The organism is Agrococcus sp. GW821-FHT14H11, assembly GCF_058803545.1.
The window spans coordinates 42,043-58,417 of record NZ_JBXAPA010000009.1 but is presented as its reverse complement, the minus strand read 5'-3'; the positions used below and the strand labels follow the sequence as shown (position 1 = coordinate 58,417).

Genomic DNA, 16,375 nt, shown 5'->3' with positions numbered 1-16,375 from the left:
GCGGCGGAGGTCCGGCCGGTGGCCGGACGGCCGAGCGGCCTACGGCTGCTTGCCCTCGCCCGGCTCGGCCTCGCCGGCGTTCGTCTCGGCGTCCTCGACGGCAGCGGCCTCCTCGAGCTCCGCGGCGGCGGTCGCGTCGACGGCGGCGGTCGGGGCGGGCACCTTGCGGCCGGAGGCGGCCTCGTCGCCGGCGCGGCCGGCGGCGGTCAGCACGGTCTGGAGCAGCTCGTCGAACTGCAGCGCCATCTCCTGCGCGCCCTCGCCCGGCCACACGTGGAGCGGACGGGCCGCGCCCTGCGCCTGCTGCATCGAGGTGCGCTCGGGCAGCACGGTGTCGAGCACGAGCGGCCCGAACATGTCCTTGAGCTCCTGGATGCGGTACTGGTGCTCGAGGGACTGCGGGCGGGCGCGGTTCACGACGATGCCGAGCGGCTGCAGCCGGGGGCTGAGGCCTCGACGGATCTCCTCGATCGCGCGCAGCGCGCGGTCGGCGGCGGCGACCGAGAACAGGCCGGGCTCCGTCACGACGAGCACGCGGTCGGATGCCGCCCACGCGGTGCGCGTGAGGGCGTTGAGCGACGGGGCGCAGTCGACGAGCACGAGGTCGTAGTCGTTCTCGACGGTCGTGAGCGCCGTCTCGAGCTTCCAGATGTCCTTGATGGTCGGGTGCGGGCCGTCGAAGTTGATGGCCGAGGGGGAGCCGATGAGCACGTCGATCGTGCCGCCGTGCCCCTGGGTCCAGCCTGAGGGCGAGATCGCCTGCTGGACGACCTTGTCCTTCGGGTTCGTGAGGACGTCGGCGACGTTCAGGCGGCCCTCGATCTCGATGTCCATGCCGGTGGAGGCGTCGGACTGCGGGTCGAGGTCGACCACGAGCGTGCGGAGGCCCTTGGCGAAGGCGGCGGAGGCGAGACCGAGCGTCACCGTGGTCTTGCCGACACCGCCCTTGAGGGAACTGATCGAGAGTACGTGCACGGCGCCCAAGCCTAGCCCCACTACATTGGGAAGCCCGCGCCGCCGCACCCCCGGGAGGGTTCTGCATGTTCCAGAAGCTGCTCGTCGCCAATCGTGGCGAGATCGCCATCCGAGCCTTCCGCGCCGCCAACGAGCTGGGCATCCGCACGGTCGCCGTCTACGCGCACGAGGACCGCAACTCCCTGCACTGCCAGAAGGCCGACGAGGCCTACCAGATCGGCGAGCCGGGCCGCCCGGTGCGCGCCTACCTGACGGTGAGCGAGATCATCCGCGTCGCGAAGGACTCCGGCGCCGACGCCATCTACCCGGGCTACGGGTTCCTGAGCGAGAACCCCGAGCTCGCGACCGCGGCCGCCGAGGCCGGCATCACCTTCGTCGGGCCTGGCCCGGCGGTGCTCGCGATGGCGGGCAACAAGGTCACCGCCAAGGAGCACGCGATCGCCGCGGGCGTGCCGGTGCTGCGCTCGACGCCCGCGACCACCGACATGCAGACGCTGCTCGACGGCGCCGACGAGATCGGGTTCCCGGTCTTCTGCAAGGCGGTCGCCGGCGGCGGCGGCCGGGGGATGCGCCTGGTCCAGCGCCGCGAGGACCTCACGGAGGCGCTCGAGGCCGCCATGCGCGAGGCCGACTCCGCCTTCGGCGACCCGACCATGTTCATCGAGCAGGCCGTCGTGCGCCCGCGCCACATCGAGGTGCAGATCCTCGCCGACGCGACCGGCGAGACCGTGCACCTGTTCGAGCGCGACTGCTCGGTGCAGCGCCGCCACCAGAAGGTCGTCGAGCTCGCACCCGCGCCCAACCTCTCGGAGGAGAAGCGCGCCGAGCTCTACCGCGACGCCGTCGCCTTCGCCCGGTCGATCGACTACGTGAACGCCGGCACGGTCGAGTTCCTGCTCGACACCGCGGGGGAGCGCAAGGGCCAGCACGTCTTCATCGAGATGAACCCGCGCATCCAGGTCGAGCACACGGTCACCGAGGAGATCACCGACGTCGACCTCGTCGCGAGCCAGATCCGCATCGCCGCGGGCGAGACGCTCGAGCAGCTCGGCCTCACGCAGGACCGCATCGAGATGCACGGCGCCGCGCTGCAGTGCCGCGTCACCACCGAGAACCCCGCCGACGGCTTCCGGCCGGACACCGGGCGCATCACGGCCTACCGGTCGCCCGGCGGCGCGGGCGTGCGCCTCGACGGCGGCACCATCAACCCCGGCACCGAGGTGAGCCCGCACTTCGACTCGATGCTCGCGAAGGTCACGTGCCGCGGCCGCGACCTCGACACCGCCATCCGCCGCGCGCACCGCGCGGTGAGCGAGTTCCGCATCCGCGGCGTCGCCACGAACATCCCCTTCCTGCTCAACCTGCTCGAGCACGACGAGTTCCGCTCGGGCGACGTCTCGACGCACTTCATCGACGAGCACCCCGAGCTCACGCGCATCAACCCGCCCAAGGACCGCGCGTCGAAGGTGCTCGCCTGGCTCGCCGACGTCACCGTCAACGCGCCGAACGGCAAGGCCGACCGCGTCATCAACCCGGCCATCAAGCTGCCCGCGGCCGACCTCGAGGCCCCCGCGCCCGACGGCGAGCGCCAGCGGCTGCAGGAGCTCGGCCCGGCCGGCTGGGCGAACGCGCTGCGCGAGCGCACCTCGCTCGCGGTGACCGAGACCACCTTCCGCGACGCGCACCAGTCGCTGCTCGCGACCCGCGTGCGCACCGCCGACCTCGTGGCGGTCGCCCCGCACGTCGCCCGCATGACGCCGCAGCTGCTCTCGATGGAGGCGTGGGGCGGCGCCACCTACGACGTCGCGCTGCGCTTCCTCGGCGAGGACCCGTGGGAGCGGCTCGCGAGCCTGCGCGAGGCGATGCCGAACATCCCGCTGCAGATGCTGCTGCGCGGCCGCAACACCGTCGGCTACACGCCGTACCCGACCGAGGTGACGACCGCGTTCGTCGAGGAGGCCGCGGCGACGGGCGTCGACGTGTTCCGCATCTTCGACGCGCTCAACGACGTCGACCAGATGCGGCCCGCGATCGACGCGGTGCTCGAGACCGGCACCACGGTCGCCGAGGTGGCGCTGTGCTACTCGGGCGACCTGCTGAGCCCCGACGAGGACCTCTACACGCTCGACTACTACCTGCGCCTCGCCGAGCGCATCGTCGACGCCGGCGCGCACGTGCTCGCGATCAAGGACATGGCGGGCCTGCTGCGCGCGGGCGCCGCGACGAAGCTCGTGTCGGCCCTGCGCGAGCGCTTCGACGTGCCGCTGCACCTGCACACGCACGACACCGCGGGCGGCCAGCTCGCGACGCTGCTCGCGGCCTCGGCCGTCGGCGTCGACGCCGTCGACGTCGCGAGCGCGCCGATGGCGGGCACGACGAGCCAGCCGTCGCTCTCGGCGCTCGTGGCCGCGGTCGCGAACACCGAGCGCGACACCGGCCTCTCGCTCACCGCGGTGAGCGACCTCGAGCCGTACTGGGAGGCGGTGCGCCGCCTCTACAAGCCGTTCGAGTCCGGCCTGCCGGGCCCCACCGGCCGCGTCTACCACCACGAGATCCCGGGCGGCCAGCTGTCGAACCTGCGCCAGCAGGCGATCGCGCTCGGCCTCGCCGACGACTTCGAGAGGATCGAGGACTGGTACGCGGCCGCCTCGCGCATCCTCGGCCGCCCCACGAAGGTGACGCCGTCGTCGAAGGTGGTCGGCGACCTCGCGCTGCAGCTCGTCGCGCAGGGCGTCGACCCCGAGGAGTTCGAGCGCGACCCGCGGAGGTTCGACATCCCCGACTCCGTGATCGGCTTCATGGCGGGCGAGCTCGGCGACCTCCCGGGCGGCTGGCCGGAGCCCTTCCGCTCGAAGGTGCTCGAGGGCCGCACGGTCGACATCTCGGTCACGCCGCTCGAGCCCGAGCAGGCCGCGCGCCTCGCCGAGCCCGGCGCCGACCGCCGCGACGCGCTCAACGAGCTGCTGTTCCCCGGGCCGACGCGGGCCTTCAAGGAGACCCGCGCGCAGTACGGCGACCTCTCGGTCGTCGACACGATCGACTACCTCTACGGCATGCAGGCCGGCGAGGAGCACCAGGTCGGCATCGGCCGCGGCGTCACCCTCAACGTCGAGCTCGAGGCGGTCGGCCAGCCCGACGACGACGGCATCGTGACGGTCATGACCGTGCTCAACGGCCAGCTGCGCCCGGTCTACGTCCGCGACCGCTCCGTCACCGTCGACAAGCCGCAGGCCGAGAAGGCGGATGCGTCGGTGCCGGGCCAGGTCGCGGCACCCTTCGCCGGGGCGGTCACGGTCAAGGTCGCCGAGGGCGACGCGGTCGCCGCCGGCGACCCCGTCGCCACCATCGAGGCGATGAAGATGGAGGCCGCGATCACGACGCCGATCGCCGGCACCGTCGAGCGCCTCGCGCTCACCGGCACGACGCCCGTCGAGGCGGGCGACCTGCTCGTCGTGGTCCGCCCGTCGTGAGCGTCCGCGAGATCCGCGTCTTCGGCGATCCGGTGCTGCGCGAGCGCGCCGAGCCCGTTGACCCGTCGGCGCCCGCCACCGCCGCGCTCGTGCAGGACCTGCTCGACACGGTGCGCGTGCCGGGCCGCGCGGGCGTCGCCGGCTGCCAGATCGGCGTGGCGCGGGCCGCCTTCTCGTACAACGTCGACGGCGAGGTGGGCTACGTGCTGAACCCGCGCATCGACGAGGTGCGCGGCGAGCCCGTGCCCGTCGACGAGGGGTGCCTGTCGGTGCCCGAGCTCGGCTTCCCCACGCCTCGGCACCCGTACTGCCGGGTCGTCGGCGTCGACCTCGCGGGCGACGAGGTCGTGCTCGAGGGCGAGGGGCTCATGGCGCAGATGCTGCAGCACGAGATGGGCCACCTCGACGGGAAGCTCTACCTGCAGGCGCTCGACAAGGAGATGCGCTCGGTCGCGATGGCCGAGGTGCGGAAGGCCGCCTGGTACTGAGCGGTCAGGCGCCGCGGGGCGGAGCCGCCTCGGCGCCGGGCTTCGCGAGGGTGAGGATGCCGTAGCGCATCGCGCCGGTGCGGTAGGCGAGCATCAGGCGGGGGAGCGACAGCGCGAACTCGCGGTTGCGCGCCTCGACCGCGAGCCGGCGCGTCTCGGGGTCGACGAGCACCGACCGCAGCAGCCGGCCGGTGCAGATCGTCCACGTGCGCGCCACTCGGCGGCTGACGTCCTGGTACCCGACGACCTCGAGGCCCGCGGCACGCGCCATCGCCTCGTACTCCGCGCGCGTCCCCATCGAGGGCAGGCGCCCCTCGCGGCAGATCGGCTCGAGCAGGTGGCGCACCTCCCACCGGCGCGGGTCGGGGGCCGCGAGCCACGCGCACACGACGAGGCGGCCGCCGGGCACGAGCACGCGGTGGGCCTCGGCGAACAGCCGCTGCTTGTCGGCGAAGTGCTCGCTCGACTCGATCGCCCACGCGGCGTCGGCCGAGGCGTCCGCCAGGCCGTTGTCGAGCCAGTCGCCCTGCCGGATCTCGACACCGGCGGTCGCGTGCGCCGCGGCGTGCCGCGCCTGCTCGCCCGAGAGGGTGAAGCCGACGACGCGCACGCCGCGCGTCGCCGCGAGGCGCCGAGCGGTGGCGCCGTAGCCGCAGCCGATGTCGACGCACGCGTCGCCCGGGGCGAGGCCGAGGCGGTCGCCCACCGAGTCGACGAGCGCCTCGACCGCCGCTTCGGGGGTCTCGTCGCCCGTCGACCACAGCCCGTGGTGCACGTGCTCGCCCCACAGCCGCCGGTACGTGGCGTCGAGCTCGTCGTAGTGGTCGGCGACCGCCGCGGCGGACTGCGGGGCTCCGGGCAGGATCATCGGCTCACACGGGCAGGGGCTCGCTCGGCGCGGGCTCCGTCACTCGCCGACGTCGTGCGCCGTCGAGTTCGAGGCGTAGATGTCCTCGATCTGCGGGGCGAAGTCGCGCATGACGTTGTCGCGCTTGATCGACATCTTCGGCGTCAGGTGCCCGTTCGCCTCGACGAACTCGATCGGGAGGATCGCGAACTTGCGCACCGACTCGGCGCGCGAGACGAGCGTGTTCGCGCGGCGGATCTGGCCGCGCACCTCCTCGATGACGGCGGGGTGCTGCGCGGCCTGCTCGAGCGTCATCGCCTTGTCGTGGCCGTGGTTCTCGAGCCAGGTGGGCAGCATCTCGGCGTCGAGCGTGATGAGCGCGGCGACGAAGGGCCGCTGGTCGCCCACGACGACCGGCTGGCCGATGATCGTGTTCGAGCGGATCGGGTCCTCGAGCGTGTTGGGGGCGACGTTCTTGCCGCCGGCGGTGACGATGAGCTCCTTCTTGCGGCCCGTGATCGTCAGGTAGCCCTCGCTGTCGAGCGCGCCGATGTCGCCGGTGTGGAACCAGCCGTCCTCGGTGAACGCCTCGCGCGAGCCCTGCTCGTTGTGCCAGTAGCCGGCGAAGACGCAGACACCCTTGACGAGCACCTCGCCGTCCTCGGCGATCTTGACGCCGTTGCCGGGCAGGGCGGGTCCGACGGTGCCGATCTTGAACTTGTCGGGCACGTTGACCGTGACGGGCGCGGTGGTCTCGGTGAGGCCGTAGCCCTCGAGGATGCGGATGCCGAGCGAGCGGTAGAAGTGCGCGAGGAAGTGCGACAGCGGCGCCGAGCCCGAGACGGCGTACTTGACGTTGCCGCCGAGCGCAACCTTCAGCTTGCTGAGCACGAGCCGGTCGAAGAGCGCGAAGCGCAGCTTGAGCCCGAGCGGCACGTGGCCGGCGTCGAGCGCCTTCGAGTGCTCGACGGCGGTGAGCGCGGCGGCGCGGAAGATCTTGCCCTTGCCGCCGGCCTCGGCCTTCTGCTCGCTCGCGTTGTAGACCTTCTCGAACACGCGCGGCACGGCGAGGAAGAAGGTGGGCTTGAACGAGCCCAGCGACGGCAGCAGCTTCTTCGTGTCGGACTGGTGGCCGACCCGCACGGCGGAGGCGATGCAGAGCACCGAGATGAAGCGCGCGAACACGTGCGCCTGCGTGACGAACAGCAGCGTCGACGAGCCGGGGCCGACGACGTCGGCCATCGCGACCTTGGCGTTGCGGCACAGCTCGACGAAGTTCGAGTGCGTCAGCATCACGCCCTTGGGGCGGCCGGTCGAGCCGGACGTGTAGATGAGCGTGGCGACGTCGCTGCCCACCGCGATGGAGCGGCGGCGCTCGATCTCCTCGTCGGGCACGTCCTTGCCGCGCTCGACGAGCGCGTCGAGGTCGCCGCGGTCGATGCGCCACACGTCGGTGATCGCCGGCAGGTCGCCGTGCGCCTCGTCGAAGCGCGACACGAGGTCGGCGTCCTCGAGGATGACGCGGGAGGCGCCGCCGTCGGAGAGGATCCACTGGATCTGGGAGGGCGCGGAGGTCTCGTAGACGGGCACCATGCGGGCGCCGGCGTACCAGAGCGCGAAGTCGACGAGCGAGAACTCGTAGCGCACCTTGCACATGAAGCCGACGGCGTCGCCGGGCTCGACGCCGGCCGCGACGAGGCCCTTGGCGAGTGCGATCACCTGGCGGCGGAACTCGGCGGCGGAGACGTCGCGCCAGCCGTCGCCCTCGGGCAGCGCGAACAGCGGCGTGTCGGGGTAGGCCCGGACGGTGTCCTCGAGCAGGTCGGTGACGTTCGCGTCGGGGTCGGGCGCGACGACAGGGGGGATGACACCCTCGGGGACGGTGAGCTCGGGCACTGGGACTCCTTCGGCGTTCGTGCGTTGCGAGCATTCTATGGTCGGCCCGGCCGGCGGACCCGAGCCGCGCGCGCATGTCTGTCGGACCCCTCCCACTGCCCTAGGCTCGTGGGCACGACGGAGGTGCGATGTTCTACTGGCTGCTGCGGCACTGGGTGGTCGGCCCGTACATGAACCGCGTGTTCCGGCCGTGGGTGGCGGGGCTCGACAACATCCCCGAGCACGGCGGCGCGATCATCGCGGGCAACCACCTCTCGGTGATCGACTCCTTCCTCATGCCGCTCGTGATCGACCGGCGCGTGTACTTCCTCGCGAAGTCCGACTACTTCAACGGCAAGGGGCTCAAGGGCCGGCTCGTGCGGTGGTTCTTCCTCGCGGTGGGGCAGCTGCCGATGGATCGCTCCGGCGGCGAGAAGAGCTCGCAGAGCCTCGACGCGGCGCTCCAGAAGCTGCAGGACGGCGGGCTGATCGGCATCTACCCCGAGGGCACGCGCAGCCCCGACGGCAAGCTCTACCGCGGCCGCACCGGCGTCGCGCGCATGGTGCTGGATGCGCGGGTGCCGGTGATCCCGTGCGTGATGGTCGACACGGAGAAGGTCATGCCGATCGGGCAGCGCCTGCCCAAGGTGGGCCGCATCGGCATCATCTTCGGCGAGCCGATCGACTTCTCGCGCTACTACAACCTCGAGGGCGACCGCTTCGTGCTGCGCTCGATCACCGACGAGATCATGGTCGGCCTCAACCGCATCTCCGACCAGGAGTACGTCGACGTCTACGCGTCGAGCGTGAAGTCGCGCGTCGAGGCAGAGCGCCGCGCGCTCGCCGCGCAGCGCACCGGCCGCTGACCGCGCCCATCGGTAGACTGGACGGCGGCGCACCCCGGCGCCGCACGACGCAGAGGCGAGCATGACCGACACGATCGCGATCCCCGAGTCCACCGGACACCGCTCCATCGAGCAGGGCCTGGATGCGTATCGCGCGCTCCCCATCAAGCAGCAGCCCGCCTGGGGCGACGAGGCCGCCGTCGAGCACGTGCGCCGCGAGCTGCGCAGCGCCCCGCCGCTCGTGTTCGCGGGCGAGGTCGACATGCTGCGCGAGCGGCTCGCCGCCGCCGCCCAGGGCCGCGCCTTCCTGCTGCAGGGCGGCGACTGCGCCGAGACCTTCGCGGGCGCGACGGCCGACAACATCCGCAACCGCGTGAAGACCATCCTGCAGATGGCGGTCGTGCTCACGTACGGCGCGGCGATGCCGGTCATCAAGATGGGCCGCATGGCGGGGCAGTTCGCCAAGCCGCGCTCGAGCGACGACGAGACCCGCGGCGACCTGACGCTGCCGGCCTACCGCGGCGACATCGTCAACGGCTACGACTTCACGCCGGAGTCGCGCGCGGCCGACCCGCAGCGCATCCTGCGCGGCTACCACATGGCCGCGTCGACGCTCAACCTCGTGCGCGCGTTCACGCAGGGCGGGTTCGCCGACCTGCGGCAGGTGCACTCGTGGAACAAGGGCTTCGCGCAGAACCCGTCGTTCGCGAGGTACGAGGCGCTCGCCGGCGAGATCGACCGCGCGGTGCGCTTCATGGAGGCCGCCGGCGCCAACTTCGACGAGCTGCGCGGCGTCGAGTTCTTCACCGGCCACGAGGGCCTGCTGATGGACTACGAGCGCCCGCTGACCCGCATCGACTCGCGCACGGGCCTCGCCTACAACACGTCGAGCCACTTCCAGTGGATCGGCGAGCGCACGCGCGACATCGACGGCGCCCACGTCGACTTCTTCTCCCGCGTCCGCAACCCCATCGGCGTGAAGCTCGGCCCGTCGACGACGGCCGCCGACATGGAGGCGCTCGTCGACCGGCTCGACCCCGACCGCGAGCCGGGCCGCCTCACGTTCATCACCCGCATGGGCGCGGGTCGCATCCGCGACGCGCTGCCGCCGCTGCTCGAGGCGTCGAAGTCGCTCGAGTCGACGCCGCTGTGGGTCACCGACCCGATGCACGGCAACGGCATCACGACGAGGAACGGCTACAAGTCGCGCCGCTTCGACGACGTGGTCGACGAGGTGCGCGGCTTCTTCGAGGCGCACCGCCAGGTGGGCACGTTCCCCGGCGGCATCCACGTCGAGCTCACCGGCGACGACGTGACCGAGTGCCTGGGCGGCGCCGAGGACATCGACGAGCTGGGTCTCGAGTCGCGCTACGAGTCGCTCTGCGACCCGCGGCTCAACCACATGCAGTCGCTCGAGCTGGCGTTCCTCGTGGCCGAGGAGCTGCGGGCGGCGCAGCGCCCGTAGCCGCCGGGCAGCGGCGCCGGCGTCAGTAGGTGGCGTCGAGGGCGACGGTCGAGCCCTCGACGACCGACTCGCCGGCCTCGGTGCCCTGCGAGACGATGTCGGCGCCCGGCGCGCCCCAGAGGGGCTCCGGGATGTTCGTCGTCAGCTCGGGCTGGAGCCCCGCCTCCTCGATCGCGCGCAGCGCGTCGGGGATGGGCATGCCCACCACGTCCGGCACCTCGACCATGCGGGGCCCGAGGGAGACGACGCCGGTGACGGTGTCGCCCGCGCGCATGTGGCGGTCGCTCGGCACGGTGACGCTGAGGAGCACGCCCTCGGGCACGTCGGCGGAGTGCTCCTCCGCCGAGAAGTCGGCCTCGAGCCCGACGGCCTCGAGCGCCGCGCGCGCGTCGTCGGCCGACTGGCCGGCCGCCGCGGGGATCGGTCCGAGGGAGACGCGCAGCGCGATGGGGGAGCGCTCCTCGAGCTCCTCGAGCTCGGTCAGCATGGTGCCGTCGGGCGCGTAGCCGGCGATGACGGTGCCAGCGGGGCTCGCATCGAAGATCTCGTCGAGCGGCTCGGCGACGGCGAACTCGGCAGCCTCGATGTCGGCGCGCGCCTGGTCGACCGGCAGGCCGGCGACCTCCGGCACGGGGAGGCTGCGCCGCCCCGACGAGAGCACGAGCTGCACCGCGTCGGCGCTGCGGATCTCGGTGCCCGCGGGCGGATCGGTGCGCAACGCGTGGCCGGCGGGGATGTCGTAGTGCGGCTCGGTGACGCTGCCGGAGATCTCGATGCCGCGCTCGGCGAGCAGCTGCTCGGCCGCCGCCCGCGGCTCGCCCGCCACCTGCGGCACGGTCGCGTTGCCGCCGGGGCCGAGGTTGAACCACCAGCCGACGCCGGCGGCGAGCAGCGCGCCCAGCAGCACGGCCGCGAGCCACAGCATCCCGCGCCTGCGCCGCACCGTGACCCGGCGGGCGAGCGCGGTGGTCGCGGCGCCGTCGCCGCCGTCCTCGACGACCTGCGGCTCGACGGGCGCGCCCCGACGGGGCTTCCGCGGCCGCTCGATGACGGTCGTCGAGCGGTCGTCCTCGGTGACCGCCGGCAGCACCGACGTCGGCCGGTCGAGGCCGCGCGCACGCACCGCGTGCACCTCCTCGAGCATCTCGGCGGCGTTCGCGGGGCGCAGGTTCGGGTCGCGCTGCGTCGCCCAGTGGACGAGCGAGTCGAGCCCCTCGGGCACGTCGCCCGCGACGCTCGAGGGCAGCGGCACCTGCTCGTTCGCGTGCTGGAAGGCGATCTGCATCGGCTCGTCGCCCGTGAACGGCTGGGTGCCGGTGAGCATCTCGAAGAGCATGATGCCGACCGCGTAGATGTCGCTGCGGGTGTCGGCGACGCCGCGGGTGACGAGCTCGGGGGAGAGGTAGGCGATCGTGCCGAGCAGCGCCTTGCCGGTGGCGGTGTTGGCGGTCGCGGCGCGCGCGAGCCCGAAGTCGCCGATCTTGATGCGGCCGTCGTGCGCGAGCAGGATGTTCTCGGGCTTCAGGTCGCGGTGCACGATGCCTGCGCGATGCGCGGCGGCGAGGCCGGCGAGGATCGCCTCGAGCACGTCGAGCGACTGCTCGGCGGTGATGCGGCCGCGCTCGGCGAGCAGGTCGCGCAGCGTGATCGACGGCACGAGCTCCATGACGAGCCACGCGAGGTCGCCGTCCTCACCCTGGTCGTACGTGTTCACGACGTTCGGGTGCGCGAGCCGCGCCGCGGCCTTCGCCTCCTGGATGAAGCGCTCGCGGAAGTCGGGGTCGTCGCCGAGGTGCGGGTGCATGACCTTGACGGCGACCTTCCGGTCGAGCCGTCGGTCGACGCCCTCGTAGACGCTCGCCATGCCGCCCCGCGCGATGCGCTCGCTCACCTCGTACCGGCGGTCGATCAGCCGTCCGATGACGGGATCGCGGGAGTCGACGGGCACGTGCCGAGGATAGGCGGGATGCGGCCGGTTCCCCGTGATCCACGCCGTCCGCCATCATGGGAGCCGTGACGCAAGACACCACCTGGCTCTCCGTGCCCGACCTCGTGACCCTGCTCGGCCAGCCGGTCGGGCGCATCCACCGCCTCATCGAGGAGCATCGCCTGCCGGCGACCCGCCGCAACGGGCGGCTCGAGGTGCCCGCCGCCGCGATCCGCGACGGCGAGCCGCTGCCGGAGCTGCGCGGCACGCTCCTCGTGCTGCTCGATCAGGGCATGACCGACGACGAGGCGATCGACTGGCTGCTCGCCGAGGACGACTCGCTCGGCACCGCGCCGATCGAGGCGATGCGCGCGGGCGCGAAGTCGGCCGTGCGGCGCGCGGCGCAGCTGCTCGGCTGAGCCGGCGTCAGCGGTCGCGCTTCGCGACCGTGTCGGCCAGCCGCTCGAGCTCGAGCACCGCGGAGCGCGACAGCGTGCCCTCGTGCAGCGCCTCGAGCGCCTCGCCGACGGCGCGGTCGATGAGCGCCTCGAGCCGCGCGGGCGCCTCCGAGCGCTGGATGGCGTCCTGCAGGATCGCGACCTGGCGCTCGTCGAGCTCGCGGTCGCCGAGCAGCTCGTCGAGCATCGTGCGCACTCCCGAGCCGAGGCGCTGCCGCGCGATCTCGATCAGCACGGTGCGCTTGCCCTCGCGCAGGTCGTCGCCCGCCGGCTTGCCGGTGACCTCGGGGTCGCCGAACACGCCCAGCAGGTCGTCGCGCATCTGGAAGGCCACGCCGACGGGCAGCCCGTAGCCGGCGAGTGCGTCGAGCTGCCCCTCGTCGGCGCCCGCGAGCAGCGCGCCGAGCGTGAGCGGCGCCTCGACCGAGTACTTCGCCGACTTGTAGACGGCGACGGTGTGCGCGCGGTCGAGCAGCGCCGCCGGCTCCTGCCGGATCCAGGCCGCCTCCTCGAGCACGTCGAGGTACTGGCCGAAGGTGACCTCCTCGCGCATGCGACGGTAGGCGTCGTGCACGGCGTCGCCGTGCGCCGTGCCGCGGCACGCGAGCAGCATGCGGTCGTCGGCCCAGTTCAGCAGCAGGTCGCCGGCCAGGATCGCGGCGCTCGTGCCCCACGACGCGGCGTCGCCGACCCACTCGCCCTCGCGGTGCATCCGCTCGAGCGCGCGGTGCATCGCGGGCCTGCCGCGCCGGGTGTCGGATGCGTCGATGATGTCGTCGTGCACGAGGGCGGCGGCGTGGAAGAGCTCGATCGCGGTCGCGACGCCGACCACCTGCGCCCACTGCGGATCCTGCTCGGTGCCGGTCGTGCGGTCGGCCCCGTCGCGGGAGGCGGTGACCGCGTGCCAGCCCCAGAGCACGAACGCGCTGCGCACGCGCTTGCCCCCGGAGACCATCTCGCGCACGAGCCGCAGCACGGGCGCGGCGTCGCCGGAGATCTCCGTGAGGGCGCGCTCGCGCTCGTCGAGGTACTGCTGGATCGAGCCGTCGACGGCTCGGGCGAAGCGCTGCTGTGCCGACACAACCCACATGCTATTGACAGCGACAGCGCGTACACTGGCCATCCGCACCGGTCGAGCGAAGGGGGTGCGAGATGGGCCTCTCCGAGCACGAGCAGCGACTGCTCGACGAGATGGAGCGCAATCTCTACAAGCACGAGGCCGACATCGTCACCGCCTCGAGCGGTCCGCGCACGGTCGACTACACGAAGGTCGCCGTCGGCGTCCTCGGCATCGCGATCGGGCTCGTGCTCATCGTGGTGGGCGTGTCGATGAAGCTCGCCGTCCTCGGCGTCCTCGGCTTCGGCGTCGCCGTCGCCGGTGCGCTGTGGGCGCTGTCCGCGTCGAAGCCCGCGACCGGCGACGACGTCGCGCCCGGCGCGCGGCCCAGCGAGGGCCCGGCGTCGGCGAAGCAGGGCCCCAACCTCATGGACCGCCTCGCGCAGGAGTGGGACGACCGCAACCAGCGGGGCTGAGCCTCCGCCGCGGCGGCCTCCACCGCGCTCCACCCCAGGGTCGACTCGAGAGAGTCGGCCCTTTCTCTTCGCCTCCGGCAGGCCTCCCGGGCGCGCTCGCCGCGCCCGGGGCCGCAGCGTGCTGAAGTGGCGGCGAAAGTCCTCCACCGCCGCATCCCTTGCCATTCCTGGCGCCTCGGGCGAGTCGTGGACAGATTCTCGAGATTTGTGGCGGTGAGTGGAGTAGAGTGGAGGAAGTCGGAAGGGTCCGACGCAACTGCTCGCAGGCCGGACGAGAGGGGGCGATGTGTTCCTCGGCACCCACACGCCCAAGCTCGACGACAAGGGCCGCGTCATCCTCCCCGCCCGGTTCCGGCAGGAGCTCGAGGGCGGCCTCGTCCTCACCCGCGGGCAGGAGCGCTGCATCTACGTCTTCTCGGTGCGCGAGTTCGAGCGGGTGCACGAGCAGATCCGCCAGGCGCCGCTGACCTCGTCGGCGGCGCGCGACTTCCTGCGCCTGTTCCTCTCCGGCGCGTCGAGCGAGCAGCCCGACAGCCAGCACCGCGTCACGATCCCGGCCAACCTGCGCGAGTACGCGGGCCTCGGTCGCGAGCTCACCGTCATCGGGGCGGGCACGCGGGCCGAGATCTGGGACACCGAGGCCTGGAACGAGTACTACGCGGCCAAGGAGGCCGACTTCGCGAGCACCACGGAGGAGGTGATCCCCGGCATCTTCTGACCCGGCTCGTGACCCCCAGCTGTCCGCCGCGCCGCACTTCCCCGGCGGCGCGTCGAACGGATGGGGATCAGGGACCGGGACGGAGCAGGGAACGACATGGACGCATCCGACCTCCACACCCCCGTGATGCTCGAGCGCACGCTCGAGCTGCTCGCCCCGGCGATCGCCGCCGCCGTCGAGGCGGGCCGCACGCCCGTCGTCGTCGACGGCACGCTCGGCATGGGCGGCCACACCGAGGCGCTGCTCGCCGCGCACCCGACGCTCGTGGTCGCCGGCATCGACCGCGACCCCGACGCCATCCGGCTCGCCGGCGCGCGGCTCGCGCGCTTCGGCGACCGCTTCGTGCCGGTGCAGGCCACCTACGACCGCATCGACCTCGCGGCCGAGGCCGCCGGCGTGCGGCTCGTCGACGGCATCCTGCTCGACCTCGGCGTCTCGAGCCTGCAGCTCGACGCCGCCGACCGCGGCTTCGCCTACGCGAAGGACGCGCCGCTCGACATGCGCATGGGGCAGTCCGGCGACGTGACCGCCGCCTCGATCCTCGCCGAGCGCAGCGACCGCGAGCTGTCGCGCCTCTTCCGCGAGTACGGCGACGAGAAGCTCGCCGACCGCTACGCGCGCGCCATCGTCGCGGCACGGGCGACGGCCCCGATCGAGACCTCCGCGCAGCTGGTCGACATCCTGCAGGCGGCGACGCCGCGCGCCCTCTCCAACCAGGGCCACCCCGCGAAGCGCGTGTTCCAGGCGCTGCGCATCGAGGTCAACCAGGAGCTCGCGATCCTCGAGCGCACGATGCCGGCGGCGATCGCCGCGCTCGCGGTCGGCGGGCGCATCGTCGTGCTCGCGTACCAGTCGCTCGAGGACCGCATCGTCAAGCGCGCCCTGCAGGCAGCCGCCTCCTCGACGGCGCCGCTCGACCTGCCCGCCGAGCTGCCCGAGCACGCGCCGCAGCTGCGGCTGCTCGTGCGCGGCGCCGAGCTCGCCGATGAGGACGAGCGCGCGGCCAACCCCCGATCGGCACCCGTCCGCCTCCGTGCGGCGCAGCGCATCCGACCCGCCTCGATCCCGGAGGAGCTGGCATGACCACCGCAGCCATCGTCGACCTGCACGCCCAGCCCCAGCGCCACCCGGAGCCCCAGGGCGAGCCCGAGCGGCACCTGCGGGCGCTGCCCCTGCCGGCGATCGCGCCGCGCCGGGCGCCGCGCCTCGTGCACGGGGTCGTCGCGCTCGCCGGCCTCGCCGGCATCGTGTGCGCGCAGCTCGGCCTGTCGGTCGTCATCAGCGAGGGCGCCTACCGGCTGAGCGACCTGCAGGTGCAGTCGACGACCCTCGCGCGCGCCGAGCAGATGCTCGCCGAGGACGTCGCGGTGCTCGCGTCCCCGCAGCACGTCGCCGTCGCCGCCGACGAGCTCGGCATGCTCGCCGGCCAGCCGTCGCAGTTCCTCACCCTCGCCGGCAGCGCGACCGCGGGCGGGCCCGACGCCCTGCACATGCAGGCGCCCGCGCTCGACCGCTTCGGGATGTACGTGCCGAACGCGCTCCTCACCGAGCAGCCGCAGGCGGCCGCCGCGGTGCAGCAGGCGCAGGTCGAGGCGGCGAGGCCCTACCCGGGCATGCTCCTGCCGGCGGGCGAGTCGCCCTTCTCCGGCGACCCGACCGTCGCCCAGGCCGAGCAGGCCGGGCAGCCGCAGCAGCCGCAGCAGCCCGCCCCGGGCACGCTGCTGCCCGCCGAGGCCAACGCCGGCGGCTGAGGGCGTGGCGGCCGGGCGAGCAG

General features: G+C 73.1%; 14 protein-coding genes. 9 read left to right on the top strand and 5 right to left on the bottom strand.

Annotation, left to right across the window (positions count from 1 at the left end):
* Nucleotides 1-39 precede the first annotated feature (39 nt).
* On the bottom strand, nt 40-975 hold the full coding sequence (locus AC1RNL_RS11000) for a ParA family protein (RefSeq protein ID WP_492935235.1): 936 nt from the start codon (nt 973-975) through the stop codon (nt 40-42).
* Nucleotides 976-1,040: 65 nt separating this feature from the next.
* On the opposite strand from AC1RNL_RS11000, the gene AC1RNL_RS10995 reads away from it, so the two are divergent.
* Both AC1RNL_RS10995 and AC1RNL_RS10990 read left to right on the top strand, forming a co-directional pair.
* Nucleotides 1,041-4,445, top strand: coding sequence for a pyruvate carboxylase (locus AC1RNL_RS10995; protein ID WP_492935234.1), 3,405 nt, complete (start codon nt 1,041-1,043; stop codon nt 4,443-4,445).
* Entirely contained in the window at nt 4,442-4,933 is a 492-nt protein-coding gene (locus AC1RNL_RS10990) for a peptide deformylase (RefSeq protein ID WP_128188533.1), read from the top strand. Before AC1RNL_RS10995 ends, AC1RNL_RS10990 begins: the two co-directional genes overlap by 4 nt.
* Nucleotides 4,934-4,937: 4 nt before the next feature.
* Here the strand turns inward: AC1RNL_RS10990 and AC1RNL_RS10985 are convergent, their stop codons facing one another.
* Together AC1RNL_RS10985 and AC1RNL_RS10980 are read right to left on the bottom strand one after the other, a co-directional pair.
* Nucleotides 4,938-5,801: a class I SAM-dependent methyltransferase gene (locus AC1RNL_RS10985; protein ID WP_310125841.1), complete on the bottom strand. Its 864-nt coding sequence runs from the start codon at nt 5,799-5,801 to the stop codon at nt 4,938-4,940.
* Between the two features lie 39 nt (nt 5,802-5,840).
* On the bottom strand, nt 5,841-7,676 hold the full coding sequence (locus tag AC1RNL_RS10980) for an AMP-dependent synthetase/ligase (protein ID WP_492935233.1): 1,836 nt from the start codon (nt 7,674-7,676) through the stop codon (nt 5,841-5,843).
* A 128-nt stretch (nt 7,677-7,804) separates the two neighbouring features.
* On the opposite strand from AC1RNL_RS10980, the gene AC1RNL_RS10975 reads away from it, so the two are divergent.
* On the top strand, nt 7,805-8,521 hold the full coding sequence (locus AC1RNL_RS10975) for a lysophospholipid acyltransferase family protein (protein ID WP_146357580.1): 717 nt from the start codon (nt 7,805-7,807) through the stop codon (nt 8,519-8,521).
* 61 nt (nt 8,522-8,582) lie between these two features.
* Nucleotides 8,583-9,965 (top strand): class II 3-deoxy-7-phosphoheptulonate synthase, encoded by a 1,383-nt coding sequence (locus tag AC1RNL_RS10970; RefSeq protein ID WP_128188529.1) that lies wholly within the window; start codon nt 8,583-8,585, stop codon nt 9,963-9,965.
* A 22-nt stretch (nt 9,966-9,987) separates the two neighbouring features.
* Here AC1RNL_RS10970 and pknB read toward each other — a convergent pair whose 3' ends face one another.
* Nucleotides 9,988-11,913 carry a Stk1 family PASTA domain-containing Ser/Thr kinase gene (gene pknB, locus AC1RNL_RS10965; RefSeq protein WP_492935232.1) on the bottom strand — a complete coding sequence of 642 codons (1,926 nt, stop codon included), beginning with the start codon at nt 11,911-11,913 and terminating at the stop codon, nt 9,988-9,990.
* A gap of 65 nt (nt 11,914-11,978) precedes the next feature.
* On the opposite strand from pknB, the gene AC1RNL_RS10960 reads away from it, so the two are divergent.
* A complete protein-coding gene (locus AC1RNL_RS10960; protein WP_225792830.1) occupies nt 11,979-12,311 on the top strand; it encodes an Rv2175c family DNA-binding protein in 333 nt (110 codons plus the stop codon).
* A 7-nt stretch (nt 12,312-12,318) separates the two neighbouring features.
* On the opposite strand, the gene AC1RNL_RS10955 is transcribed toward AC1RNL_RS10960, so the two are convergent.
* Complete coding sequence (locus tag AC1RNL_RS10955; protein ID WP_492935231.1) at nt 12,319-13,440, bottom strand: polyprenyl synthetase family protein; 1,122 nt, start codon at nt 13,438-13,440, stop codon at nt 12,319-12,321.
* A gap of 62 nt (nt 13,441-13,502) precedes the next feature.
* Between AC1RNL_RS10955 and AC1RNL_RS10950 the strand changes: the two genes are divergently transcribed.
* The 4 genes from AC1RNL_RS10950 to ftsL all read left to right on the top strand — a co-directional run bounded on the left by AC1RNL_RS10950 (nt 13,503) and on the right by ftsL (nt 16,352).
* Nucleotides 13,503-13,883, top strand: a complete 381-nt coding sequence (locus AC1RNL_RS10950) for a DUF3040 domain-containing protein (RefSeq protein WP_128188525.1) — start codon at nt 13,503-13,505, stop codon at nt 13,881-13,883.
* 286 nt (nt 13,884-14,169) lie between these two features.
* Nucleotides 14,170-14,601 (top strand): division/cell wall cluster transcriptional repressor MraZ, encoded by a 432-nt coding sequence (gene mraZ, locus AC1RNL_RS10945; RefSeq protein ID WP_128188524.1) that lies wholly within the window; start codon nt 14,170-14,172, stop codon nt 14,599-14,601.
* Nucleotides 14,602-14,697: 96 nt separating this feature from the next.
* Nucleotides 14,698-15,684 carry a 16S rRNA (cytosine(1402)-N(4))-methyltransferase RsmH gene (gene rsmH, locus AC1RNL_RS10940; RefSeq protein ID WP_400532068.1) on the top strand — a complete coding sequence of 329 codons (987 nt, stop codon included), beginning with the start codon at nt 14,698-14,700 and terminating at the stop codon, nt 15,682-15,684.
* Nucleotides 15,681-16,352: a cell division protein FtsL gene (gene ftsL / locus AC1RNL_RS10935; protein WP_128188522.1), complete on the top strand. Its 672-nt coding sequence runs from the start codon at nt 15,681-15,683 to the stop codon at nt 16,350-16,352. The genes rsmH and ftsL overlap by 4 nt, the downstream gene beginning before the upstream one ends.
* Nucleotides 16,353-16,375 lie beyond the last annotated feature (23 nt).

What these genes read in the sequence shown, in the direction of transcription:
- AC1RNL_RS10995 (WP_492935234.1), top strand. Translation starts at nt 1,041, where the DNA reads ATGTTCCAGAAGCTGCTCGTCGCCAATCGTGGCGAGATCGCCATCCGA.
- AC1RNL_RS10985 (WP_310125841.1), bottom strand. Translation starts at nt 5,801, where the DNA reads ATGATCCTGCCCGGAGCCCCGCAGTCCGCCGCGGCGGTCGCCGACCAC.
- AC1RNL_RS10975 (WP_146357580.1), top strand. Translation starts at nt 7,805, where the DNA reads ATGTTCTACTGGCTGCTGCGGCACTGGGTGGTCGGCCCGTACATGAAC.
- AC1RNL_RS10970 (WP_128188529.1), top strand. Translation starts at nt 8,583, where the DNA reads ATGACCGACACGATCGCGATCCCCGAGTCCACCGGACACCGCTCCATC.
- AC1RNL_RS10955 (WP_492935231.1), bottom strand. Translation starts at nt 13,440, where the DNA reads ATGTGGGTTGTGTCGGCACAGCAGCGCTTCGCCCGAGCCGTCGACGGC.
- AC1RNL_RS10950 (WP_128188525.1), top strand. Translation starts at nt 13,503, where the DNA reads ATGGGCCTCTCCGAGCACGAGCAGCGACTGCTCGACGAGATGGAGCGC.
- rsmH (WP_400532068.1), top strand. Translation starts at nt 14,698, where the DNA reads ATGGACGCATCCGACCTCCACACCCCCGTGATGCTCGAGCGCACGCTC.
- ftsL (WP_128188522.1), top strand. Translation starts at nt 15,681, where the DNA reads ATGACCACCGCAGCCATCGTCGACCTGCACGCCCAGCCCCAGCGCCAC.